Origin of the sequence: Segniliparus rugosus ATCC BAA-974, from assembly GCF_000185725.2 — a bacterium.
GTDB lineage: Bacteria > Actinomycetota > Actinomycetes > Mycobacteriales > Mycobacteriaceae > Segniliparus > Segniliparus rugosus.
The window spans coordinates 289,356-309,134 of sequence record NZ_KI391954.1; the positions used below are offsets into that span (position 1 = coordinate 289,356).

General features: G+C 69.9%; 19 protein-coding genes and 1 pseudogene. 13 read left to right on the forward strand and 7 right to left on the reverse strand.

Translation table 11 applies throughout. The features are described 5' to 3' along the window. Nucleotides 1–18 precede the first annotated feature (18 nt). The gene (serS, locus tag HMPREF9336_RS11305; protein WP_007467107.1) at nucleotides 19–1,287 is read right to left on the reverse strand and encodes a serine--tRNA ligase; all 1,269 of its coding nucleotides are present in this window, start codon (nucleotides 1,285–1,287) and stop codon (nucleotides 19–21) included. Between the two features lie 77 nt (nucleotides 1,288–1,364). Here serS and menD point away from each other — a divergent pair, with 77 nt between their 5' ends. Continuing rightward, nucleotides 1,365–3,014: a 2-succinyl-5-enolpyruvyl-6-hydroxy-3-cyclohexene-1-carboxylic-acid synthase gene (menD, locus tag HMPREF9336_RS11310; protein ID WP_021030539.1), complete on the forward strand. Its 1,650-nt coding sequence runs from the start codon at nucleotides 1,365–1,367 to the stop codon at nucleotides 3,012–3,014. Beyond that, a complete protein-coding gene (locus tag HMPREF9336_RS11315) occupies nucleotides 3,011–3,451 on the forward strand; it encodes a hypothetical protein (protein ID WP_007467112.1) in 441 nt (146 codons plus the stop codon). The genes menD and HMPREF9336_RS11315 overlap by 4 nt, the downstream gene beginning before the upstream one ends. Nucleotides 3,452–3,457: 6 nt before the next feature. Here the strand turns inward: HMPREF9336_RS11315 and HMPREF9336_RS11320 are convergent, their stop codons facing one another. From HMPREF9336_RS11320 to HMPREF9336_RS11335, 4 genes are all read right to left on the reverse strand, one after another. Then, nucleotides 3,458–3,847, reverse strand: coding sequence for a type II toxin-antitoxin system death-on-curing family toxin (locus tag HMPREF9336_RS11320; protein ID WP_007467115.1), 390 nt, complete (start codon nucleotides 3,845–3,847; stop codon nucleotides 3,458–3,460). A gap of 7 nt (nucleotides 3,848–3,854) precedes the next feature. Beyond that, nucleotides 3,855–4,058, reverse strand: coding sequence for a hypothetical protein (locus HMPREF9336_RS11325; RefSeq protein WP_007467117.1), 204 nt, complete (start codon nucleotides 4,056–4,058; stop codon nucleotides 3,855–3,857). A 69-nt stretch (nucleotides 4,059–4,127) separates the two neighbouring features. Continuing rightward, entirely contained in the window at nucleotides 4,128–6,038 is a 1,911-nt protein-coding gene (locus HMPREF9336_RS11330) for a gamma-glutamyltransferase family protein (protein ID WP_007467118.1), read from the reverse strand. Nucleotides 6,039–6,090: 52 nt separating this feature from the next. Beyond that, nucleotides 6,091–6,618 (reverse strand): hypothetical protein, encoded by a 528-nt coding sequence (locus HMPREF9336_RS11335; protein ID WP_007467121.1) that lies wholly within the window; start codon nucleotides 6,616–6,618, stop codon nucleotides 6,091–6,093. A gap of 175 nt (nucleotides 6,619–6,793) precedes the next feature. On the opposite strand from HMPREF9336_RS11335, the gene HMPREF9336_RS11340 reads away from it, so the two are divergent. Beyond that, nucleotides 6,794–7,882 (forward strand): isocitrate/isopropylmalate dehydrogenase family protein, encoded by a 1,089-nt coding sequence (locus HMPREF9336_RS11340; protein WP_021030540.1) that lies wholly within the window; start codon nucleotides 6,794–6,796, stop codon nucleotides 7,880–7,882. Between the two features lies 1 nt (nucleotide 7,883). On the opposite strand, the gene HMPREF9336_RS11345 is transcribed toward HMPREF9336_RS11340, so the two are convergent. Further along, nucleotides 7,884–8,273, reverse strand: a complete 390-nt coding sequence (locus HMPREF9336_RS11345) for a DUF1963 domain-containing protein (RefSeq protein ID WP_040585535.1) — start codon at nucleotides 8,271–8,273, stop codon at nucleotides 7,884–7,886. A 95-nt stretch (nucleotides 8,274–8,368) separates the two neighbouring features. On the opposite strand from HMPREF9336_RS11345, the gene HMPREF9336_RS11350 reads away from it, so the two are divergent. The 9 genes from HMPREF9336_RS11350 (at nucleotide 8,369) to tpiA (ending at nucleotide 18,433) form a co-directional block, all read left to right on the forward strand. After that, nucleotides 8,369–9,277, forward strand: a complete 909-nt coding sequence (locus tag HMPREF9336_RS11350; protein WP_007467125.1) for an SAM-dependent methyltransferase — start codon at nucleotides 8,369–8,371, stop codon at nucleotides 9,275–9,277. After that, the gene (uvrC, locus tag HMPREF9336_RS11355) at nucleotides 9,274–11,289 is read left to right on the forward strand and encodes an excinuclease ABC subunit UvrC (RefSeq protein WP_007467127.1); all 2,016 of its coding nucleotides are present in this window, start codon (nucleotides 9,274–9,276) and stop codon (nucleotides 11,287–11,289) included. Before HMPREF9336_RS11350 ends, uvrC begins: the two co-directional genes overlap by 4 nt. Then, nucleotides 11,286–12,182 carry an RNase adapter RapZ gene (gene rapZ, locus HMPREF9336_RS11360; protein ID WP_007467129.1) on the forward strand — a complete coding sequence of 299 codons (897 nt, stop codon included), beginning with the start codon at nucleotides 11,286–11,288 and terminating at the stop codon, nucleotides 12,180–12,182. The genes uvrC and rapZ overlap by 4 nt, the downstream gene beginning before the upstream one ends. Before the next feature lie 2 nt (nucleotides 12,183–12,184). Beyond that, nucleotides 12,185–13,177 carry a gluconeogenesis factor YvcK family protein gene (locus tag HMPREF9336_RS11365; protein ID WP_021030542.1) on the forward strand — a complete coding sequence of 331 codons (993 nt, stop codon included), beginning with the start codon at nucleotides 12,185–12,187 and terminating at the stop codon, nucleotides 13,175–13,177. A gap of 8 nt (nucleotides 13,178–13,185) precedes the next feature. Beyond that, entirely contained in the window at nucleotides 13,186–14,166 is a 981-nt protein-coding gene (gene whiA / locus HMPREF9336_RS11370; protein WP_040585536.1) for a DNA-binding protein WhiA, read from the forward strand. A 28-nt stretch (nucleotides 14,167–14,194) separates the two neighbouring features. Further along, on the forward strand, nucleotides 14,195–15,268 hold the full coding sequence (locus tag HMPREF9336_RS11375; RefSeq protein WP_007467135.1) for a nucleoside hydrolase: 1,074 nt from the start codon (nucleotides 14,195–14,197) through the stop codon (nucleotides 15,266–15,268). Between the two features lie 90 nt (nucleotides 15,269–15,358). After that, nucleotides 15,359–16,378 (forward strand): type I glyceraldehyde-3-phosphate dehydrogenase, encoded by a 1,020-nt coding sequence (gene gap, locus HMPREF9336_RS11380; RefSeq protein WP_007467137.1) that lies wholly within the window; start codon nucleotides 15,359–15,361, stop codon nucleotides 16,376–16,378. Between the two features lie 16 nt (nucleotides 16,379–16,394). Next, a complete protein-coding gene (locus tag HMPREF9336_RS11385) occupies nucleotides 16,395–17,624 on the forward strand; it encodes a phosphoglycerate kinase (protein ID WP_007467138.1) in 1,230 nt (409 codons plus the stop codon). An 11-nt stretch (nucleotides 17,625–17,635) separates the two neighbouring features. Then, on the forward strand, nucleotides 17,636–18,433 hold the full coding sequence (tpiA, locus tag HMPREF9336_RS11390; RefSeq protein ID WP_007467141.1) for a triose-phosphate isomerase: 798 nt from the start codon (nucleotides 17,636–17,638) through the stop codon (nucleotides 18,431–18,433). Between the two features lie 18 nt (nucleotides 18,434–18,451). Here tpiA and HMPREF9336_RS11395 read toward each other — a convergent pair whose 3' ends face one another. Next, nucleotides 18,452–19,246, reverse strand: coding sequence for a tyrosine-protein phosphatase (locus HMPREF9336_RS11395; RefSeq protein ID WP_244431658.1), 795 nt, complete (start codon nucleotides 19,244–19,246; stop codon nucleotides 18,452–18,454). Nucleotides 19,247–19,363: 117 nt separating this feature from the next. Here HMPREF9336_RS11395 and secG point away from each other — a divergent pair. Next, a pseudogene (gene secG, locus HMPREF9336_RS19030) lies at nucleotides 19,364–19,588 on the forward strand (preprotein translocase subunit SecG); the annotation flags it as partial. Between the last annotated feature and the right edge of the window lie 191 nt (nucleotides 19,589–19,779).

Consider the following 19,779-nt stretch of genomic DNA (forward strand, 5'->3'; position numbering starts at 1 on the left):
GGGAAACCGTAGTTCCGGTCAGGGGCGCAGCACGTCCGCGCCGACGAAATCGCGCAGCGCTTCCGGCACGATGACGCTGCCGTCCGGCTGCTGGAACTGCTCCAAGATCGCGATGATCGTGCGACCGATCGGCAACGCCGATCCGTTCAGAGTCGCAGGCCAGATCCGTTCGCCGTCCTTGCCCTTCACACGCAGGCCGTTGCGGCGGCTCTGGAAGTCCGCGCAGCTCGACACGCTGGAGATCTCCCGGTACAGCCCCTGGCTCGGAATCCACGCCTCGATGTCGAAAGTCCGCTCGGCGGTGAAGCCCAAGTCTCCGGCGGGCAGGTCGATCACCCGGTAATGCAGCCCAAGCTCCTTCAGGCACCGCTCGGCGTGGCCGAGCATCAGCTCCTGCTGCGCGGCGGCCTCCTCGGGCAGTACGACGCGCACCAGCTCCACCTTGCTGAACTGGTGCTGGCGCAGAATGCCTCGGGTGTCTTTGCCGTAAGAACCCGCCTCCGAGCGGAAGCAGTTCGAATGCGAGGCCACGGCAAGCGGCAGTTGGTCGGCGCTGAGGAATTCTCCGGAGTAGTAGTTCACCAGCGGCACTTCCGCCGTCGGGATCAAATAGCGCGCTTCCTCCCCGGAGACGCGGAAGAGGTCGCCCTCGAACTTCGGCAGCTGCCCCGAGCCCGTGAGCGTTTCGGCGGTGACGATGAGCGGCACGGAGAACTCTTCGTAGCCCTGCTCTTTGGTGTGCAGGTCGAGGAAGAACGTCGCGAGGGCCCGTTCGAGCCGCGCGCCGAGCCCTTTGAGCACCGAGAACCTCGGCCCGGACAGCTTGGTCGCCCGGCCGAGGTCGAGGACGCCGAGCTTTTCGCCCAGCGTGACGTGGTCCTTCGGCCCGTCCGGGTAGTCGGCGGGATCGAAGACGGGAGGCTCGCCGACCACTCGGACGACCTGGTAGTCCGATTCGTGCAGCCCTTCGGGCGCGGCGTCCGAAGGCAGGTTCGGAATGCCGAGCAGCTCCTCGCGCAACCGGGCTTCGAGGGCGTCCAGTTCCGCCTCGGCCTGTCGGACCTGCTCTTTCACCGCGCGAGCGTGCTCGGCGTGCGCCTGCTTGTCCACCGCGTCCTTGCCGGCTTTGCCGAGCGCGCGGACTTCCGTGCGCAGCTCGTCGGCCTGCCTGCGCAGGGACTTGCGCTGGTCGCGCAGGGCGCCAAGGCCCGTGATGTCGAGCTGGTAGCCGCGCCGGGCGAGCTTCGCGGCAGCTTCCGGAGTCAGGAGGACATCGAGGTCGTGCATGAGGTGAGAGCCTACTGGGCCGCCGCCGTGCGGCCCAACTGATTTCCCGAGCGTGTGATCTGGCAGGCTCTTCACCCATGAACCCGTCCACACTCCAAGCCCGGGTGCTGGTCGACGAGTTCCTCCGAGGCGGGGTTCGCGACGCAGTGCTTTGTCCGGGGTCGCGCAACGCCCCGCTGTCCTTCGCCCTGCATGAGGCGGAGCGCGCGGGCCGAGTGCGGTTGCACGTGCGCATCGACGAGCGTTCGGCGGGTTTCCTCGCGGTCGGGCTCGCGGCGGCTTCTGGCGCGCCGGTCATCGTGGTGATGACCTCGGGGACGGCGGTCGCCAACCTCGGGCCTGCGGTCTGCGAGGCCAACTACGCGCGGGTTCCGCTGATCGTGCTGAGCGCCAACCAGCCCTACGACGTGCTCGGCTCCGGGGTGAACCAAGTGATCGAGCAGCTCGGCCTCTTCGGCACCCAGGTGCGCGAGTCGGTCTCCGCCGGGCAGGCCGACTTGTCCGCGCGGTCCGGCAGCCAATGGCGGGCGCGCGTGGTCAGGGCGTTGTCGGCGGCGACCGGCGCGCGCAGCGGCAACGCTGGCCCGGTGCAGTTCGACGTCCCGTTCCGCGAGCCGCTGGTCCCAGAGGTCGAGGCGGAAGATCTGGAGGGCTACCAAGGAGGGGCGTTCGCGGGCCGGGCGGACGGCGGCCCATGGACCCGGATCCCCGAAGGCGGCTTCGAGATCCCGGTCGAGATCGATCTTTCCGTGGACACCGTGGTCGTCTCCGGCCACGGCGCGGGGTCGCATCCGGAGCTCGCCGCGCTGCCGACCGTCGCGGAGCCGACCGCCCCCGTGCCGCAAAACCCGCTGCACCCGTTCGCGGTCCCGCACGTTGGGGCCAAGCAGGCGATCATCTGCGGACGCCCCACCCTGCACCGGCAGGTGTCCGCCCTCCTCGCCGATCCGAACGTCCGGGTCTACGCGTTGACCACCGGCCCGCGCTGGCCGGACGTCGCGGGCAACGTCGCGGCCACCGGCACCCGTGTCGTCCCGGTCGGCCAGCCGTCGCCGGCGTGGCTGGAGCTCTGCTCCCGCGCCCAGGCCGCCGCGGCCGCATCGGTCGGCCAAGCCCTGGCGGCAGAAGGCGCGGCCACCGGCCTGCATGTGGCCCGAGCGGTGCTCGCCGCGCTGCGGCCGGGCGACCAGCTCGTGCTCGGGGCCTCGAACCCGGTCCGCGACGTGGCAATCGTCGGCCAGATCCCGCACGGGGCCTCGGTGCGCTCGAACCGGGGCGTGTCGGGCATCGACGGCGTGGTCTCCACTGCGGTCGGGGCCGCGCTCGTCCATCAGGGCCGCACGCTCGCGCTGATGGGCGACCTCACCTTCCTCCACGACATCGCAGGGCTCATGATCGGGCCGAGCGAGCCCACGCCGCGCTCGCTCACCATCGTCGTCGCCAACGACGACGGCGGGGGCATTTTCGAACTGCTGGAGCAGGGCGGCCCGGAATACCGGGGCGGGGCGTTCGGGGACGCGTACGAACGGATCTTCGGCACGCCGCACGGCAAAGACATCGCCGCGTTGTGCGCCGGGCTCGGCGCGACGCACGTCCTCGCCGCGCCGGGCGAGCTGCCCGAGGCGCTCGCCTCGGAACCCGGCTGCCTGCGAGTGGTCGAAGTCAGGACGGACCGCTCCGCGTTGCGGGAGCTGCATCGCGCCATGAAAGAACTCGACCTCCGATGAGCGTCCGGACGGCCACCTGGGTGTGGCGGGGCTTCGCCTCGGTCGGAGTCCTGGTCACCGTCATGTGCGGGCTGCTGCTCGCGGGGACGTGGCAGGACAATCGGAAGATCGACGCGGACTCGGTGACGACCCGCGCGGACGTGGTCTCTGCGGACTCGAACAAAGTGGTCGTGCGCTACGTCGCCGCTGCGACACCGAGCCTGCGCACGAACGGGCTGCTCTCGCCGGGCGGAGTGTTCGGCCTCATCACGACGGACGTGCCGCAGACGGGGGAGGGCGTGATGGTGCAGTACTCGCGCTCGCACCCCGATCTCGTGCGCGTCGCGGACCGGGGGTTCGGCTGGTCCGCGCTTCGGGTCGCGTCGTTCTTGGCTGTGGTCTGGCTGCTGGTGGCGGGGGCGAAACTCGCCCTCTGGCGGCTCGGCAGGGACAGCTGAGCGTCGTTATTCCGCCGGGACGACCCACGCGCGCAGCGCCGCCGCGATTTCCATGAGGTCCAGAGCCCCGGCCGCCGCGCCGATGACGAGGTCGTACGCGTCGTCTTCCGGCGCGTCGAGATCGTGGCCGTTGATGGCGAGGAACGCGTACGCGCTGAGCCAGCTCAGACGCTTGTTGCCGTCGACCAGCGCACGATTGCGAACAATGGACTGGAGGAGCGCGGCTGTTTTGGTGACTAGGTCCGGGTACGCGTCCATCCCGAAGACGCTCGACCTAGGTCGGGCGCAGGCTGCGTCGAGAAGTCCGAGGTCGGCCACCTGAAGGTTGCCGACTTCTTCGCAGATGGCGAGCAGGTCCTCCAGGACGAGATACCGGGTTTCCGATGTATCGGCCATGGAGCCGTCATTCTGCTAAGCGGTCGAGCAGCGGCCCATAGCGGAGGATGGCTTTCCTTGTCACGGAGCGGATCTCGCTGTCGCGGGACAGCCGCGATGCCCGGTCGGCGATCGCGCGGATGACCGCCTCCTGCTTGCTGAGCCCTTCGCGCGCGGCAAGGTCGGTGAGCATGCGGTCTTGTTCCTCGGTCAAACGCAGCGTCATGCTCATGACCCCATGATACCGGAATGGTATCAACGGCGCAGCGTCTTTTTGAGCGCCCCTCGGGAGGCGCTTTCCTCAGCCGACGTGCTCTTTGTCGCCCATGACCACGCCTTCCCGCCTTGGGTCGGCTCCGCCCTCCCACCCGGATGCGACGCGCCGGATCGCGGACAGTCCGGAGTCTTGCGGCTCGACGTCGACCGTGTGCCCCAGCCTGCGCAGCGCGGCGACCAGCGGGTCGCGCGCCCCGCCGTCCGCCGGGTCCACGAGCGGGTGCTCCCCGCCGAGAGAGGTCGTCGGCGAATTGCTCGCGCCGAAGTCGGCCATGCCGACCGCCTGCTGCGGGTCGAGGCCCCAATCCAACAACGCCACCAGCGTTTTGACCACGTACTGGATGATCGTGGAGCCGCCGGGGGAGCCGAGGGCGTCTTGAAGATCGCCGGATCGGGGGCCGCCCGCCCCGAACACCAAGGTCGGCGACATCGAGCTGCGCGGTCGTTTGCCCGGCTGGACGCAGTTGGCGACGGGGCGGCCCGCGTCGTCGGCCGGCTGCGCGGAGAAGTCGGTGAGCTGGTTGTTCAGGAAGAACCCGTCCACCATGTGGTACGACCCGAACGCCGATTCGATGGTCGTGGTCATGCTCGCGGCGTTGCCGAGGGAGTCCACGACGGTGATCTGGCTGGTGCCGTGTTCGTGGCCGGGGGCGACGGCGAAATCGACGGGGCCGAAGTCCCCGGCCGCCGCGAGGCCCATGCTGCGGCCGGGGTCGACGAGCCTCGCGCGCGCGGCGAGGTACGCGGGGTCGAGCAGCTTCGCGGGGGAGCCGCCCGGCGGCGGGACGAAATCCGGGTCCGCTAGATATTTGTCCCGGTCGGCGTACGCGAGCCGTTCGGCCTCCGCGACCAGGTGCACGGCGCGAGCGTCGGGCCGCCCGCCGCCGTCTCCGGCGGGGCGCAGGGCGCGCAGGTCGAAATGCGAGAGGATCCCGAGCGTCTGCGCCACTGCGATCCCGCCCGAGGACGGGCCGGGCATTTCGCAGACTTGGTTCCCCCGATAACCGGCGCAGACGGGCTCGCGTTTCTTCGCCCGGTACCCGGCGAGGTCCGCGAGCGTCATCAGCCCAGGGGTGCGTCCGCCCGCCGTCGATCCGACGGAGGCCACGATGTCGTCGGCGATGGCCCCGGTGTAGAACGCGTCAGCGCCCTCGTCGGCGATTGCCCCGAGGGTCTTGGCGTACGCGGGGTTCGTCACGAGTTCGCCCGCCGCTTTCGGGCTCCCGTCCGGGTGCAAGAGGTAGGCGCTGGCCTCGGGGTCCAGCCGCAGGTTCGCGGCCTCGGGAGCGAGCACGTCCGCCATGCGCGGACTGATCGGGAAACCGTTGTCGGCGAGCGAGACAGCGGAGTCGAAGAGCGTGCGCCACGGCTTCGCCCCGTGCTCGCGATGGGCGAGTTCGAGCAGGCGCAGCACGCCGGGCACGCCGATGGCGCGACCGCTCGCACGCGCGCTCGGTTTCGGCCCGGTCCGGTCGGAGCCGCTGATCCAGCGCAGGTAGTCGCCGGTCGCGGCGGCGGGGGCGGTCTCCCGCCCGTCGTAGGCTTCCAGGACGCGCTTGGCCGCGTCGTAGTAGAGGAGGAACGCGCCGCCGCCGATCCCCGAGGACTGCGGCTCGGCGAGGCCGAGCACGGCCTGCGCCGCGACGAGCGCGTCCGCTGCGGTCCCGCCGGCGCTCAGCGTCTCGCAGGCGGCTTTGCTGGCGAGCGGATTCGCCGTGATCACCATGTAGCCGCGCGTGTCGACCGCTCGCATCCCGGTCCGGTAGCCGTTGGCGTGCTCCGGGTGGCTCGCGATGTCGCCCCCGCTCGCCGCGCCGCTTTTCCGCAGAAGCGTGCCGGGGCTGATGTCCGCGCAGGACGGGAGCTGGGCCGGGGCTTTCGGCGAGCAGCCGACGCAGCCCGAGAGGAGCAGGAGCGCGACGAGGAGCGGCTTCATGCCGACACGTTACACGGGCGCGCGGCTCGGCTCCCGGCGTTGGATCAGGCCGTCATCGCGGGGGCAGCTGCGCGGGGATGCCGTCGGTGGGCAGCGCTCCGCACGAAGCCTGGTACGCGTTCTGGAAATGCACGAACGAGGCCAATCCGCGTTGCGCGAGATCCGTGAGCTGCTCGTTCGCCTCCGGGCGCAGCGCGGAGAACGGGTCGGCGAGGTAGCTGTCGATGGCACCGGTGCCCTCGTCGACCATATCGGCCAGCTGGACGGTCGAGGCGTGCAGCTTCGGCGCGGTGATGCCAGGCTCCGCGTCGCGCAGCTCGCCGCCGGTTTGGTGCAAGGACGAGGAGAGCTCTTGGCCCTTGCGGTAGAGGCCGACCGGGTCGTTCTGCCACGCCATGACGTCGACCTCGCCCGTGGTGCCCGCGAGGTCGTGGTACTGGGCTTGCAGGGAGACGAGGCCGGGGAGCGCCTCTTGCAGCGCGGCGCACGAGGCAGCCGCCGAGGCCGACTCGGCGTGCGCTGGGGCGAGCCCTGCGAGCGGGGCGGCGAGGGCGAGTGCGGGGAGGAAGTGGAGTTTCATGATGCCTCCAGTTGTGGGGCGCGCAGCGCGTGGTCGTCTGCGCGGCTGCTGGCGAAGGCGGCGGCGCCGACTGCCCAGGGTGAAGTGATATGTGTCACATGTGCGCCAAAAACTACTGTACTCCGAGGAGCCGGTGTTTGTCACTGCCGAACACCGGGGCGGATACGCTACGCGAATGAGAATCGTCGTGCTGCCCGGCGACGGGATCGGCCCCGAGGTGGTCGAGGCGGCGTTGCCCGTGGTCGCGGCCCTCGGCCTGCCGTGGGAGCTGCGGTTCGGCGAGATCGGCTGGTCGTGCTGGCGGCGCGGGGGCGACCCGGTGCCCGAGGCGACGTGGCGGCTGATCGAGGAGTCGGACGGCGGCCTGCTCGGCGCGGTGACGAGCAAGCCGGAGCGTGAGGCGCAGGCCGAGCTTGACCCGAGCTTGCGCGGGAAGGGCCGCGCGTACGTCTCGCCGGTGCTCCAATTGCGCCAGCGGCTCGATCTCTACGCGAATCTGCGCCCGGTCGTGGACTTTCGGGGCCATGCCCCGCGATTCGACTACGTCATCGTGCGGGAGAACACCGAAGGCCTCTATGCGGGCTTCGACGTCGCCGACGTCCAGGGCGAGCTGTGGGATCTGGTGCGGCGGCATCCGAACGCGGCGCGCTCGGGGCCGGAGGGGGTCCGGGTCGGCCTGCGGCTGCAGACCGACTTCGGGACGGATCGGATCCTCCGGTTCGCCTTCGGCCTCGCCCGCAGGGAGGGGCGGGGGAGGCTCGTCGTCGCCGACAAGCCGAACATCCTCCGCGCGAGCGGCCTGCATTTGCACGAGCGGATCGCGCTCGTCGCGCCGGAGTATCCGGAGGTGCGGGCCGAGGTCCAGAACGCGGACGCGGTGGCGATGCGGCTGGTGGCGGAGCCGGACGGATTCGAAGTGATCGTCGCGGAGAACCTGCTCGGCGACGTGCTCTCCGATGTCGCGGCGGGCGTCGCGGGCGGGCTCGGCCTCGCGGCCAGCGGCAATATCGGCGCGCGGTGGAGCTATTTCGAGCCGGTCCACGGCAGCGCCCCCGATATCGCCGGGCGGGGGATCGCGAATCCGCTTGGGATGATCCTGTCTATCGCGGGTCTTGCCGAGCACTTGGGCTCGCGGGCCGAGGCGGTCGCGTTGCGCCGGGCGGTGCGCGCGGTGGTGGCGCGCGGGGTTCAGGTCACGGCGGACCTCGGCGGCACGGCGACGACCCGGCAGGCGGCGCAGGCGGTCGTCGCGGCGCTCGGTTGAGCTAGTACGTCTGTCTGCTCAGGCAGACCCGCTCGAAAGCGCCACGAGCGAGATCGGACGAACTGGCCACGAAGTAGATCGAACCTGCGTCGCCCCAGCTCCATCCCTCTGTCATGGTGAAGCGCGCGGTGCTGCTCAGCGAGGCGGGGACGACGCTCCCGTCGCATTCGAGCTGGAGCAGCAACCGCATGTCCGCTTCGGCGATGGCGTAAGGCGTGTGCTCCCATTCGCGGTGGATGTCCTCGAAGATCGGAATATGTGTTTGGACCGGGTACGGCCAGCCGCCGACGAGATGGGGCGCGGCGGCTGCCGGGCGGCGCGGGCGGGCCGGTCTGGAGGTGCGCGGCGGGTTTGCGAAGCGCCCAGAACTGTTCCGCGACCTCGTTGCCAAGATGCTCCCGTGCCAGCTCGAGGAACGCCGCTTCTTTTCCTGCCCGTATTTTCATAGCCAGAGTCTATGTCGGTCGAGGGGACTATAGTTGCACTATGACAACCAATCATCCCTCCGCGCGCAGTGACAACGATTCCTGGGACATTGTGTCGAGCGTCGGCTTCACGGCCCTGAACGTCGCGTCGGCACGGGCGTTGCAAAGCAGGCGCGCGCAGCCGCTGGCGAGCGACCCGTTCGCGGAGGCGTTCGTCAAGGCGGCCGGCCATCCCGAGACGGAGGCGCAGCTCGCGAACGCGGGCGCGGAGGAGGATTGGGACGAGCGGACAGCGTTGTGGGCGGACTTTTTCGGCTCGCGCACCCGTTATTTCGACGAGTACTTCGCCGCCGCGCAGACGCCGCAGATCGTGATCCTCGCGGCGGGGCTGGACTCGCGGGCCTACCGGCTCCCGTGGGCCAGAGGCTCGGTGCTTTTCGAGGTCGACCAGCCCGAGGTGCTGCGGTTCAAGGCGGAGGTGATCGGCAAGCTGGGGGCGCAGCCGCTTGTGGAACGCCACGAGGTCGCGGTCGATTTGCGGGACGACTGGGCGGGCGCGTTGCGCGGAGCCGGGTTCGACCCGGCGAAACCGACGGCCTGGCTCGCCGAAGGCCTCTTGATCTACCTGCCGGGCGCGGCGCAGGACGCGCTGTTCGCGCAGATCTACGAGTTGTCCGCGCCGGGAAGCCACATCGGCGCGGAGAACGGGTTCCGCCCCGGCGACATCGCGCGGATCCGCGAGGCGGCGCAGCGGGGCGCGGCGCTCAGCCCCGGCGAATCCGACTTCGACGTGACCACGCTGTGGTACGACGATCCGAGGGAGGATCCGCAGCAGTGGCTCGGCGCGCGCGGCTGGGCCGTCGCGCCGGTCGGCCGGGCGGATCTCGCCGCCGCGCAGGGCAGGCCGTTCCCGGAGCTGTTCGCCCAGTTGTGGCGCACGAGCGGATATTTCACCGCACAGCGTCGATGAGCCGGGAGCGCGCTAGCCTTATTGACGTGACCATCCCGGCGATTGCTCCTCGGCTCAGCGGAGGCGTCGCGCGTCCCGCCGCGGGGACCATCCCGACCGAGCCTGGCGTCTACCGGTTCCGCGATCCCGACGGGCAGGTCGTCTACGTCGGCAAGGCCAAGAACCTGCGCGCCCGGCTGTCGAACTACTTCCAAGACCTCTACGCCCTCGCGCCGCGCACCCGGCAGATGGTCACGACGGCCTCCACCGTGGAGTGGACGGTGGTGGCCACCGAGGTCGAGGCGCTGCAGCTGGAGTTCAACTGGATCAAGGAGTTCGACCCCCGGTTCAACGTCCGCTACCGCGACGACAAGAGCTACCCGATGCTGGCGGTGAGCCTGAACGAGGAGTACCCGCGCCTGTTCGTCTACCGCGGCGCGCGGCGCAAAGGCGTCCGGTATTTCGGCCCTTATTCCCACGCCTGGGCGATCCGCAACACCGTCGACTTGCTGACCAAAGTGTTTCCCGCGCGGACGTGCTCGAACGGCGTGTTCAAGCGGCACGGCCAGATCGGCCGCCCCTGCTTGCTCGGCTACATCGGCAAATGCGCCGCGCCTTGCGTCGGGCGGGTGAGCGCGGACGAGCACCGGGCGATCGTGGAGTCGTTCTGCGACTTCCTCGCGGGCGGGGCCGACACGTTGGTGCGCGACACCCGCAAACGGATGCTCGCGGCTGCCGACGAGCTCGATTTCGAGACGGCGGCCCGGTTGCGCGACGAGCTCGCGGCGCTGGACAAGGCGCTGGAGCATCAAGCCGTGGTGTTCGCGGACGGCTCGGACGCGGACGTGGTGGCCTTCGACTCGGACGATCTGGAAGTGGCGGTGCAGGTCTTCCAGGTGCGCGAGGGCCGGGTGCGGGGCCAGCGCGGCTGGGTGGTGGACAACGTGTACGGGGATTCGGAGAACGCCAAGGGGGAGATGGTGGAGGAGTTCCTCCTCCAGTTCTACGGCGACCTCGCCGAATACGCGGCGGCGACGGACCGGTTCGGGCGGTCCGCGCGGTTCGTCGCCGCGCCGCGCGAGATCCTGGTCCCCGAGCTGCCGGACGACGTCAAAGGCGTCACCACCTGGCTCTCCGAACTGCGCGGCAGCGCGGTGGCGTTGCGGGTGCCCCAGCGCGGGGACAAACGCAAGCTCATGGAGACGGTCGCCCGCAACGCCCACGAGGCGCTGGCCCAGCACAAGCTGCGCCGCAGCGGGGACTTCACCGAGCGCTCGGCGGCGTTGCAAGAGATCTACGAGGCGCTGGACCTGCCCGCGCCGCCGATCCGGATGGAATGCGTCGACATCTCGCACGTCCAGGGCACCGACGTGGTGGCTTCGCTGGTCGTCTTCGACGACGGCCTCCCGAAGAAAGCCGACTACCGGCACTACACGATCAAAGGGGCGGACGGCGTTGTCGGGAACGACGACACCGGGAACATCGCGGAGGTCGTCCGGCGACGGTTCGCGCATCGCCAGTCCGAGAAGGGCTCCGACTCCCGCCCCGATCCCGGCCTCCTGGTCATCGACGGAGGACAGCCCCAGGTCAGGGCCGCGTTCGAGGCGCTGGTCGAAGCCGGGGCCTCCGACATCCCGGTGGTCGGGATCGCGAAACGCCTCGAAGAGCTGTGGCTGTCCGACGAGGACGACCCGGTGATCCTGCCGCGCCGCAGCCCCGGCCTGTTCCTCTTGCAGCGGATCCGGGACGAGGCGCACCGTTTTGCCATCGGCCACCACCGCAGCAAGCGCTCGAAACGGATGACCGCGTCGGCGCTGGACGAGGTGAAAGGGCTCGGGGAGCATCGGCGCGCCCAGCTGGTCAAGCATTTCGGCTCGGTGCGCAAACTCTCGGCCGCGAGCGCGGAGGAGATCGTGGCGCTGCCGGGGTTCGGCCCGGTCCTCGCGGCTTCTGTGGTCGCGGCGCTGCGCAAGGCGGAGCCGAGCACGGCGGCGTTGGACGGGAAAGGCGACACTGCGGGAGCGGCCTCATGACGGAACCGGAGAAAAAGCTTGAGAGCCCCGCGATCGAGGTCCTTTTCCTCACCGGACTCTCCGGGGCGGGCCTCGGCACCGCCGCGAAGATCCTCGAAGACGTCGGCTGGTACGTGGCCGACAACCTGCCGCCGCAGCTGGTCACCCGCATGGTGGAGATCGGCCTGGACCCGCAGACCCAGATCCCGAGGCTCGCGGTGGTGGTGGACTCGCGGACCAGGGACTTCACCGGAGACATCCACTCCCTGCTCGCCGAGCTGCGCGGCCAGGGCCTTGATCCGAAAGTGCTCTTCCTGCAAGCCTCCGACGAGGTGCTGATCCGCCGGTTCGAGCAGGTGCGCCGCCGTCATCCGCTGCAAGGCCAGGACACGTTGGCGGAAGGGATCAAGCGGGAGCGCAACCTGCTCGAACCGCTGCTCGCCGAGGCGGACTCGATCCTCGACACGTCGGTCTCCTCGGTCAAAGAGCTGCGCGACATGGTGGAGCAAGAGTGGGGCGGTTCGGCCGCTCGGGCGAAGACCAGCGTGACGGTGCAGTCCTTCGGGTTCAAATACGGCCTCCCGCTCGACGCGAACATGGTCGCCGACGTCCGGTTCCTGCCCAACCCGCACTGGGTGCGGCATCTGCGCGACCACACCGGGCTCGACCACGAGGTGTCGGAATACGTGCTGGGCGCGCCGGGGGCGAGGGAGTACCTGCGGACGTACCACGAGCTTTTGCGCCTGATGCTCACCAGCTACCGCAAGGAGGCGAAGCGCTACATGACGATCGCGGTCGGCTGCACCGGGGGCAAGCATCGCAGCGTGGCGATGGCGGTGGCGTTGGGGGCGCTGATCGGGCAGGACGACCAGCTGACCGTCCGAGTGATCCACCGCGATCTAGGGCTGGAGTGACGATGGCCCGGCACGCGCACGCCGCTCCGGAGCCAGCCGCCAGGAGGCTCGCGGTGACTGCGCTAGGGGGCGGGCATGGGCTCTACGCGACGCTTTCGGCGGTTCGGCGGCTCACCTCCGACGTGACGGCGGTGGTGACGGTGGCGGACGACGGCGGCTCCTCTGGCCGGCTGCGGCACGAGCTCGATGTGATCCCGCCCGGCGATCTGCGGATGGCGCTCGTGGCGCTCGCCCCCGACGACGGCGAGTCGGGCGTGTGGGCCCAGGTGCTCCAGCACCGGTTCGGCGGGGTGGGGGCGCTGGCCGGGCATCCGGTCGGCAATCTCCTGCTCGCCGGGCTGGCCGAGGTGCTCGGCGATCCGGTCCGGGCGCTCGACGCGATGGTCCGGACCTTCGGGATCCAGGGCCGGGTGCTGCCGATGTCGACCGTGCCGCTGCACATCGAGGCGGAGGTTTCGGGCATCGAGGAGGACCCTCGCCTCATCCGCCGGATCCGAGGCCAGGTTGCGGTCGCGACGACACCGGGTAAAGTTCGAAGGGTAAGGCTGCTGCCGATGGAGCCGCCAGCCTGCGCGGAGGCAGTCGACGCGATCCTGCGGGCCGACATGGTCGTGCTCGGGCCGGGGTCGTGGTTCTCCAGCGTGATCCCGCATGTGCTCGTGCCACAACAGCTGCGCGCGTTGACCGCGACAGCGGCGCGAAAAGTGCTCGTGCTGAACCTCGCCCCTGAACCGGGCGAGACCGCTGGCTTCTCCACCGAGCGGCACCTGCATGTGCTTTCACAGCATGCTCCAGGGTTGACCGTGGATCATATTGTGGTCGATGCGGCCTCGGTGCAGGACGGAATGGAACGCGAACAGCTCGCGCGGGCGGCGGCCCGGTTCGGGGCGCGCCCCACGTTCGCACAGGTTGCGATCCCAGGGACGCATCAGCACGATCCGAAGGCGCTCGCCGGAGCGCTCGTGGAGTTGATAGGGCAAGAGGACGGTGTATGAGCAACGGGATGACGACGGATATCAAGGACGAGCTGTGCCAGGTCCCGCTTGGGACGCTCGCGGCCCGCAAAGCGGAGGTGGCCGCCGTGCTGCGGTTCGGCGGCGGCCTGCAGATCTTGTCCGGGCGGATCGTGGTGGGCGCGGAGCTCGACCACGCAGGATCCGCGAAACGGCTCCGCGTCGGCCTGCACGAGCTCCACGGCGCGGCGAGCGAGGTCCACGTCCTGCCGCCAGGCGGATCGCATAAGTACCACCGGTACGTGGTGCGTGTGACTCGGGGCGGGGAGATGCTGGCCCGTCAGACGGGGATGATCGACAACCAGGGCCGTCCGGTGGTTGGGCTGCCCGCCGCCGTGGTGAACGGGAGCCTTGAGGACGTGGAGGGCGCTTGGCGGGGCGCTTTCCTCGCCAGCGGGGTGCTGGCCGCGCCCAGCCGGACCGCCGCGCTCGAAATCGTCGCGCCGAGCCCGTTGGCGGCGCTGGCGCTGGTCGGCGCGGCCCGCAGGCTCGGAGTCCAGGCGAAGTCCCGCGAACTGCGCGGCCAGGACCGGGTCGTGGTGCGCGACGCGGAGGCGATCGGCGAACTGCTCACCCGGATGGGCGCGAAGAGCAGCTGGAAGGTGTGGGAGGAGCATCGCCAGCAGCGCCAGGTCCGCGCGGCTCCGCAGCGGCTCGCCAATTTCGACGACGCGAATCTGCGCCGCTCGGCCCGCGCCGCCCTCGCGTCGGCGGCCCGAGTCGGACGGGCCATCGAGATCCTCGGCCCCGAGGTGCCCGACCATCTGCTGGTCGCGGGCAAGTTGCGCATGGCCCATAAAGAGGTGTCGTTGGAGCAGCTTGGCTCGTTGTCCGACCCGCCGATGACGAAAGACGCCATCGCCGGTCGGATCCGCAGGCTGCTGTCGATGGCGGACAAGGTCGCCTCGCAGCGCGGCATCCCCGACACGGAGTCCGCGGTGAGCCCCGATCTGTTGGAAGATGAAGACTAAGGGTTCCCTGGTCCTGGCACTCCTCGCAGTGCTCGTTCCTGTCCCGGCCCTCGCGGACGAGGCGGGGCCGGAGAAGATCATCGTGGACACCGACTTCGCGACCATGCTGGACGACGGCCAGGTGGTGGCCATGGCGGCGCAGTTGCAGGCGGAAGGCAAGGTCGATCTGCTCGGGATCACCGTGGTGACCGGGGACGAGTGGCGAGACCAGGAGATCGCCGAGGCGGTCAAGGCGACCGAGCGGCTCGGGATCGGCGACACGGTCGGGGTGTACCCAGGGGCCGACTACCCGCTCGACCACGGCAGCGCCTCGGTCGCGGCGGACGCGGCCGCCCTCGCGACGGGGGACGGGTTCGTCGGGGCTTGGGGCACGAAGAAACCGAAGTCCGAAGCCGACCTGGTCCCGCCGCCGGACGGATTCGCGGCGCGTGTCGCCCCCCGAGCCGAACGCGCCGTCGACTTCATGGCCGACCAGCTGCGCGCCCATCCGCACGAGGTCACGATCGTCGCGATCGGGCCGCTGACCGATCTCGCGCTCCTGGCCAACGCGCATCCCGAAGCCATCCCGCTCGTCAAGCGGATCGTCATCATGGGCGGCGCGTTCGACGCGCCGGGGAACAGCACGGCGAAGGCCGAGCTGAACTGGTGGTTCGACCCGAAGGCGGCGGACGAGGTGCTCAAACTGCCGGTTCCGGCGGTGATCGCCCCGCTCGACTTGTCGAACACCGTGCCGCTGACGAACGAGGTCTACCGGCGGATCGCGTATCCGCCGCGCCCCACGGCAGTCACCGGGCTCTACCGCGAGATCGTCGGCGCGGGCTTGAACGGCAGCGGGGGATACGAGGAAGATCCCGGCTACACCCAGCCGCTATGGGACGAGCTGGCGCTGGCGTACGCGGTGGATCCGAGTTTCGCGACCGAGCGGCGCGTGGTGTGGCCGACGGTGGGCACGAAGACAGGGGCGGACGACGGCTCCGTTTCCTACAGCGCGCACCCCGTCGCGGGGCGGCGGCCGGTGACAGTGCTCACTCAATTCGACAACAACCGGTTCTACGACTGGTACGTCGATCTCATGACCAGGCCCGTCCCCGTCACGGGGTAGGGGTGTCTGCATGGCGCGCGGAGAAAACCACTAGGCTAGGCGGCGTATCCGCATCACTGACTCACAACTGACTTACGAAGGAGTTCGCACGTGGCCATTCGAGTAGGCGTCAACGGTTTCGGACGGATCGGCAGGAACTTCTTCCGGGCGGCGCACGCGGCGAAAGCGGCGGGGCGCGCGGACTTCGAGATCGTCGCCGTGAACGACCTCACCGACCCGGCGCATCTCGCCCACCTCCTCAAATACGACTCGATCCTGCGCCGCTTCCCCGAGGAAGTCTCGGTCGACGGCCAGGACATCGTCGTCGGCGGCCAGAAGATCCGCGCGCTCGCGATCAAAGAGGGCCCGGCGGCGTTGCCATGGGGCGAGCTCGGCGTGGACGTCGTGGTCGAGTCCACCGGCATCTTCACCGACGCGGCCAAGGCAAAGGGCCACCTCGAAGCAGGGGCCAAGAAGGTCATCATCTCCGCCCCCGCCACCGGCGAGGACCTGACCGTCGTGCTCGGGGCCAACGAGGACAAGTACGACGGCAGCCAGAACATCATCTCCAACGCCTCCTGCACCACGAACTCCATCGCGCCGGTGCTCAAGGTGATCGACGAGGCCTTCGGCATCGTCCGGGGCGGGCTCACCACCGTGCACGCCTACACGCAGGACCAGAACCTGCAGGATGGTCCGCACAAAGACCTGCGCCGCGCCCGCGCCGCCGCGCTCAACATCGTCCCGACCTCGACCGGAGCCGCCAAGGCCATCGGACTGGTGCTGCCGCAGCTGGTCGGCAAGCTCGACGGCTACGCGCTGCGCGTGCCGACCCCGACCGGCTCCATCTCCGACCTCACCCTCGACGTCGAGAAGGAGGCCACGGTGGAGTCTGTGAACGCCGCGGTGAAGGCCGCCGCAGAAGGCCCGCTCAAGGGCATCCTCAAGTACTCGACCGACCCGATCGTCTCCGGCGACATCATCGGCGACCCGCATTCGAGCATCTTCGACGCGCCGCTGACCAAGGTCGTCGCTGGCCAGATCAAGGTCGCGGCCTGGTACGACAACGAGTGGGGCTACTCCAGCCGACTGGTGGACCTCATCGGCCTGGTCGGCAAGTCCCTGTCCTGAGAAGGGGTTTCGACGCATGGCGATTTCCACGCTTGAAGACCTGATCGCGTCCGGAGTCTCCGGGCGCGGCGTGCTGGTCCGTTCCGACCTGAACGTGCCGCTGGACGGCCCCGCGATCACCGACCCCGGCCGGATCATCGCCTCGGTCCCGACCATCAAGAAGCTCGCCGAGGCGGGAGCGAAGGTCGTGGTCGCCGCGCACCTCGGCCGCCCGGACGGCTCCCCGGACCCGAAGTACTCGCTCGCCCCGGTGGCGGCCGAGCTCGCCGAACGGCTCGGACGGCACGTCCAGCTCGCGGGCGACGTGGTCGGCCAGGACGCGCTCGCGCGTTCGGAGGGCTTGACCGACGGCGACGTGCTCCTGCTGGAGAACGTGCGCTTCGACCCTCGCGAGACGAGCAAGGACGACGCGCAGCGCGAGTCGCTCGCGCGCGATCTGGTCGAGCTGGTCGGCGAGGACGGCGCGTTCGTCTCCGACGGCTTCGGCGTGGTGCATCGCAAGCAGGCCTCGGTCTACGACGTGGCCAAGCTCCTCCCCGCGTACGCGGGCGACCTGGTCGCCGTCGAGGTCGGCGTGCTCCAGCGGCTCACCGAGTCCCCCGAGCGCCCGTACGCGGTCGTGCTCGGCGGCTCGAAGGTCTCGGACAAGCTCGCCGTGATCGAGAACCTGGCTCCGCGCGTGGACACGTTGGTGATCGGCGGCGGTATGGCGTTCACGTTCCTCGCGGCACAAGGCCACTCGGTCGGGGCCTCCCTCTTGCAGGAGGACCAGATCGAGAACGCCAAGAGCCTCTTGGATCGCTACGGATCGGTGATCAAGCTCCCCGTCGACGTGGTCGTCGCGGACAAGTTCGCGGCGGACGCGCGGACGCAGAACGTCGCCGTGGACGCGATCCCGGACGGCTGGATGGGCCTGGACGTCGGCACGGCGACGCACAAGTTCTTCGCCGCCGCGCTGCTGGAGTCCGGCGGGTCGGGAGCGGCGAAGACGATCTTCTGGAACGGCCCGCTCGGCGTGTTCGAGTTCCCGGCGTTCTCCTGGGGCACGCGCACCATCGCCGGCGCGATCGTCGAGGCGACCGCCATAGGCGCGTTCAGCGTGGTCGGCGGCGGCGACTCCGCCGCTGCGGTGCGGACGTTGGAGCTGGGCGAGGACGACTTCTCGCACATCTCGACCGGCGGCGGCGCGTCCCTCGAATTCCTCGAGGGCAAGACCCTGCCCGGCATCGCCGTGCTCGACCGCTAGAGTCGTCACCTATGACTTCTGCGGCGCGCAAGCCCCTCATCGCGGGCAACTGGAAGATGAACCTCAACCATTTCGAGGCCATCGCCTTGGTGCAAAAGCTTTGCCATGCCCTCAAACCGGAGCACTTCACCACGGTGGACGCGTCGGTGCTCGTCCCGTTCACGGACATCAGGAGCGTGCAGGCGGTGGTGGAGTCGGACGGCTTGCCGGTGAAATACGGCGCGCAAGACCTCTCCCAGCACGACGCGGGCGCGTACACCGGCGAGGTGTCCGGCGGGTTCCTCGCCAAGCTCGGCTGCGCCCAGGTCGTCGTCGGCCACTCCGAGCGCCGGGCGTACCACCACGAGACCGACGAGCTGGTGGCCGCGAAGGTCAGGGCCGCGTTGCGCCACGGGCTGACCCCGATCCTCTGCGTCGGCGAGGGCGAGGACATCCGCGACGAGAACGGGCACGTGGTCCATTGCTGCGACCAGCTCCGCGCGGCGCTCTCCGGTCTGTCCGAGGCGGAATTGCTCCAGATCGTCGTCGCGTACGAGCCGATCTGGGCGATCGGCACCGGCAGGGTCGCGAGCCCGAAGGACGCGCAGGAGGTCTGCGGCGCGCTGCGCAAGGCGCTCGCCGAGGTCGGCGGCGACAATGTCGCCCGCGCGGTGCGGATCCTCTACGGCGGGTCGGTGAACAAGAGCAACGCCGCAGAGTTGTTGGCGGAGCCCGATGTGGACGGCGCGCTGGTCGGCGGGGCTTCGCTCAAGGTCGAGGAGTTCGCGGCCATCATCGCGTTCGCGTCGCTGGCCGCCAAAGCCCAATAGTCCGGCCGAGCAGCCCGCTTACCCCAGCAGTTTCGCGCGCAGTCGTCCGAGCACCTGCTCGTCGAGGCCGAGCCCGCGCCGCAGGTACTCGTCCACCGTCCCGTAGTCCCGCTCGACCTGGGCGAGGCCGGTGCGCAAGTAATCCGGGTGCACTTCGAAGATCGGGGCGCGCGCGTTCGCGGCCTCCGGGCCGTCCTGCGCGTGCGCCTGCTCCAGGCGGACGCGGTTGACCTCGGCGAGGAATTCGTTGCTGAGCAGGTAGTCGGCGAAGATGCCGGATTCGGGCACGCCCGCGATGGACAGCAGCATGGCGGCGGTCCATCCGCTGCGGTCCTTGCCGTAGGAGCAGTGGAAGACCACCGGGCCCTCCGCCTCGGCGAACGCGTGGAACACGGCGCGGAATTGGTCGCGCTGCTCCGCTTCGGTCACAAAGCCCCGGTTGAGCCGTCTGAGGGACTCGCGCGCCTCGTCGGGGTCCGGGATGTGCCCGTACACCGCCTGCTCGGCTTGGGTGCCTGCGCCGAGGACGCTGATGTGCGCGTATCGCGCGCCCTGCGGGACCCGGTCGGGCCTGCGCTCGGCCTCCCACGTCGTGCGCAAGTCCACGACGAGGGAGACGGGGAGGCCGGCGAGCTGCGCGCCCTCGGTCTCGTCGGGGTCGAGGGTGCCAGACCGGTAGAACTGGCCGGGGCGCAGCGCCTTGCCGCCGAAGCCGACCAGCGGTCCGGGGTGCCCCGCCGCATCCCGGAAATTCACCACGCTCGTCAGGCTCAGGCGGTCTGGCGCGGCGCGATCCAACGCTTCGAGTGTCATGTGGGTCACCATAGCGGAAAAAGATTGCGCGCGGGTTGCCCCCCGCTCGCAGAACTCGAGGGGGATGGCGCAGCAGGTCGTCATCTGGGCCGGACGGATGGGGTAGAATAGCCCGCCGTGAGGTTAACGCTTGAGATCACCATTCTGGTGAGCAGCTTGCTGCTGGTCCTTCTGGTGCTGTTGCACCGGGGGAAAGGCGGGGGCTTGTCGTCCCTGTTCGGCGGCGGCGTGCAGTCGAGCCTCGCGGGCTCGACGCAGGCGGAGCGCAACCTGAACCGGATCACCATCTTCGTCGGCCTTGTCTGGTTCGTCGCGATCACGGGGATCAGCTACCAGATCAAGCTCAAGACCGAGCAGGACGAGCGCAGGGCCAACGACCCCGGCTACTCCGCCGGGATCGGCGGCGGCATGGGCTCCGGCGGCGCGCCGCAGATGCCCCCCATCGCGCCGCAGCAAGTCCCACAGGAGCAGCCGCCCGCCCCCGCGAACCCGCAGGAACAGCAGCCTCCCGCGCCCCCGGCTCCGCCGTCCCG

Excerpts from the sequence above, each read along its gene's own strand:
- serS (WP_007467107.1), bottom strand. The coding sequence starts at position 1,287 with ATGCACGACCTCGATGTCCTCCTGACTCCGGAAGCTGCCGCGAAGCTC.
- menD (WP_021030539.1), top strand. The coding sequence starts at position 1,365 with ATGAACCCGTCCACACTCCAAGCCCGGGTGCTGGTCGACGAGTTCCTC.
- HMPREF9336_RS11315 (WP_007467112.1), top strand. The coding sequence starts at position 3,011 with ATGAGCGTCCGGACGGCCACCTGGGTGTGGCGGGGCTTCGCCTCGGTC.
- HMPREF9336_RS11320 (WP_007467115.1), bottom strand. The coding sequence starts at position 3,847 with ATGGCCGATACATCGGAAACCCGGTATCTCGTCCTGGAGGACCTGCTC.
- HMPREF9336_RS11325 (WP_007467117.1), bottom strand. The coding sequence starts at position 4,058 with ATGAGCATGACGCTGCGTTTGACCGAGGAACAAGACCGCATGCTCACC.
- HMPREF9336_RS11330 (WP_007467118.1), bottom strand. The coding sequence starts at position 6,038 with ATGAAGCCGCTCCTCGTCGCGCTCCTGCTCCTCTCGGGCTGCGTCGGC.
- HMPREF9336_RS11335 (WP_007467121.1), bottom strand. The coding sequence starts at position 6,618 with ATGAAACTCCACTTCCTCCCCGCACTCGCCCTCGCCGCCCCGCTCGCA.
- HMPREF9336_RS11340 (WP_021030540.1), top strand. The coding sequence starts at position 6,794 with ATGAGAATCGTCGTGCTGCCCGGCGACGGGATCGGCCCCGAGGTGGTC.
- HMPREF9336_RS11350 (WP_007467125.1), top strand. The coding sequence starts at position 8,369 with ATGACAACCAATCATCCCTCCGCGCGCAGTGACAACGATTCCTGGGAC.
- uvrC (WP_007467127.1), top strand. The coding sequence starts at position 9,274 with ATGAGCCGGGAGCGCGCTAGCCTTATTGACGTGACCATCCCGGCGATT.
- rapZ (WP_007467129.1), top strand. The coding sequence starts at position 11,286 with ATGACGGAACCGGAGAAAAAGCTTGAGAGCCCCGCGATCGAGGTCCTT.
- HMPREF9336_RS11365 (WP_021030542.1), top strand. The coding sequence starts at position 12,185 with ATGGCCCGGCACGCGCACGCCGCTCCGGAGCCAGCCGCCAGGAGGCTC.
- whiA (WP_040585536.1), top strand. The coding sequence starts at position 13,186 with ATGACGACGGATATCAAGGACGAGCTGTGCCAGGTCCCGCTTGGGACG.
- HMPREF9336_RS11385 (WP_007467138.1), top strand. The coding sequence starts at position 16,395 with ATGGCGATTTCCACGCTTGAAGACCTGATCGCGTCCGGAGTCTCCGGG.
- tpiA (WP_007467141.1), top strand. The coding sequence starts at position 17,636 with ATGACTTCTGCGGCGCGCAAGCCCCTCATCGCGGGCAACTGGAAGATG.
- HMPREF9336_RS11395 (WP_244431658.1), bottom strand. The coding sequence starts at position 19,246 with ATGACACTCGAAGCGTTGGATCGCGCCGCGCCAGACCGCCTGAGCCTG.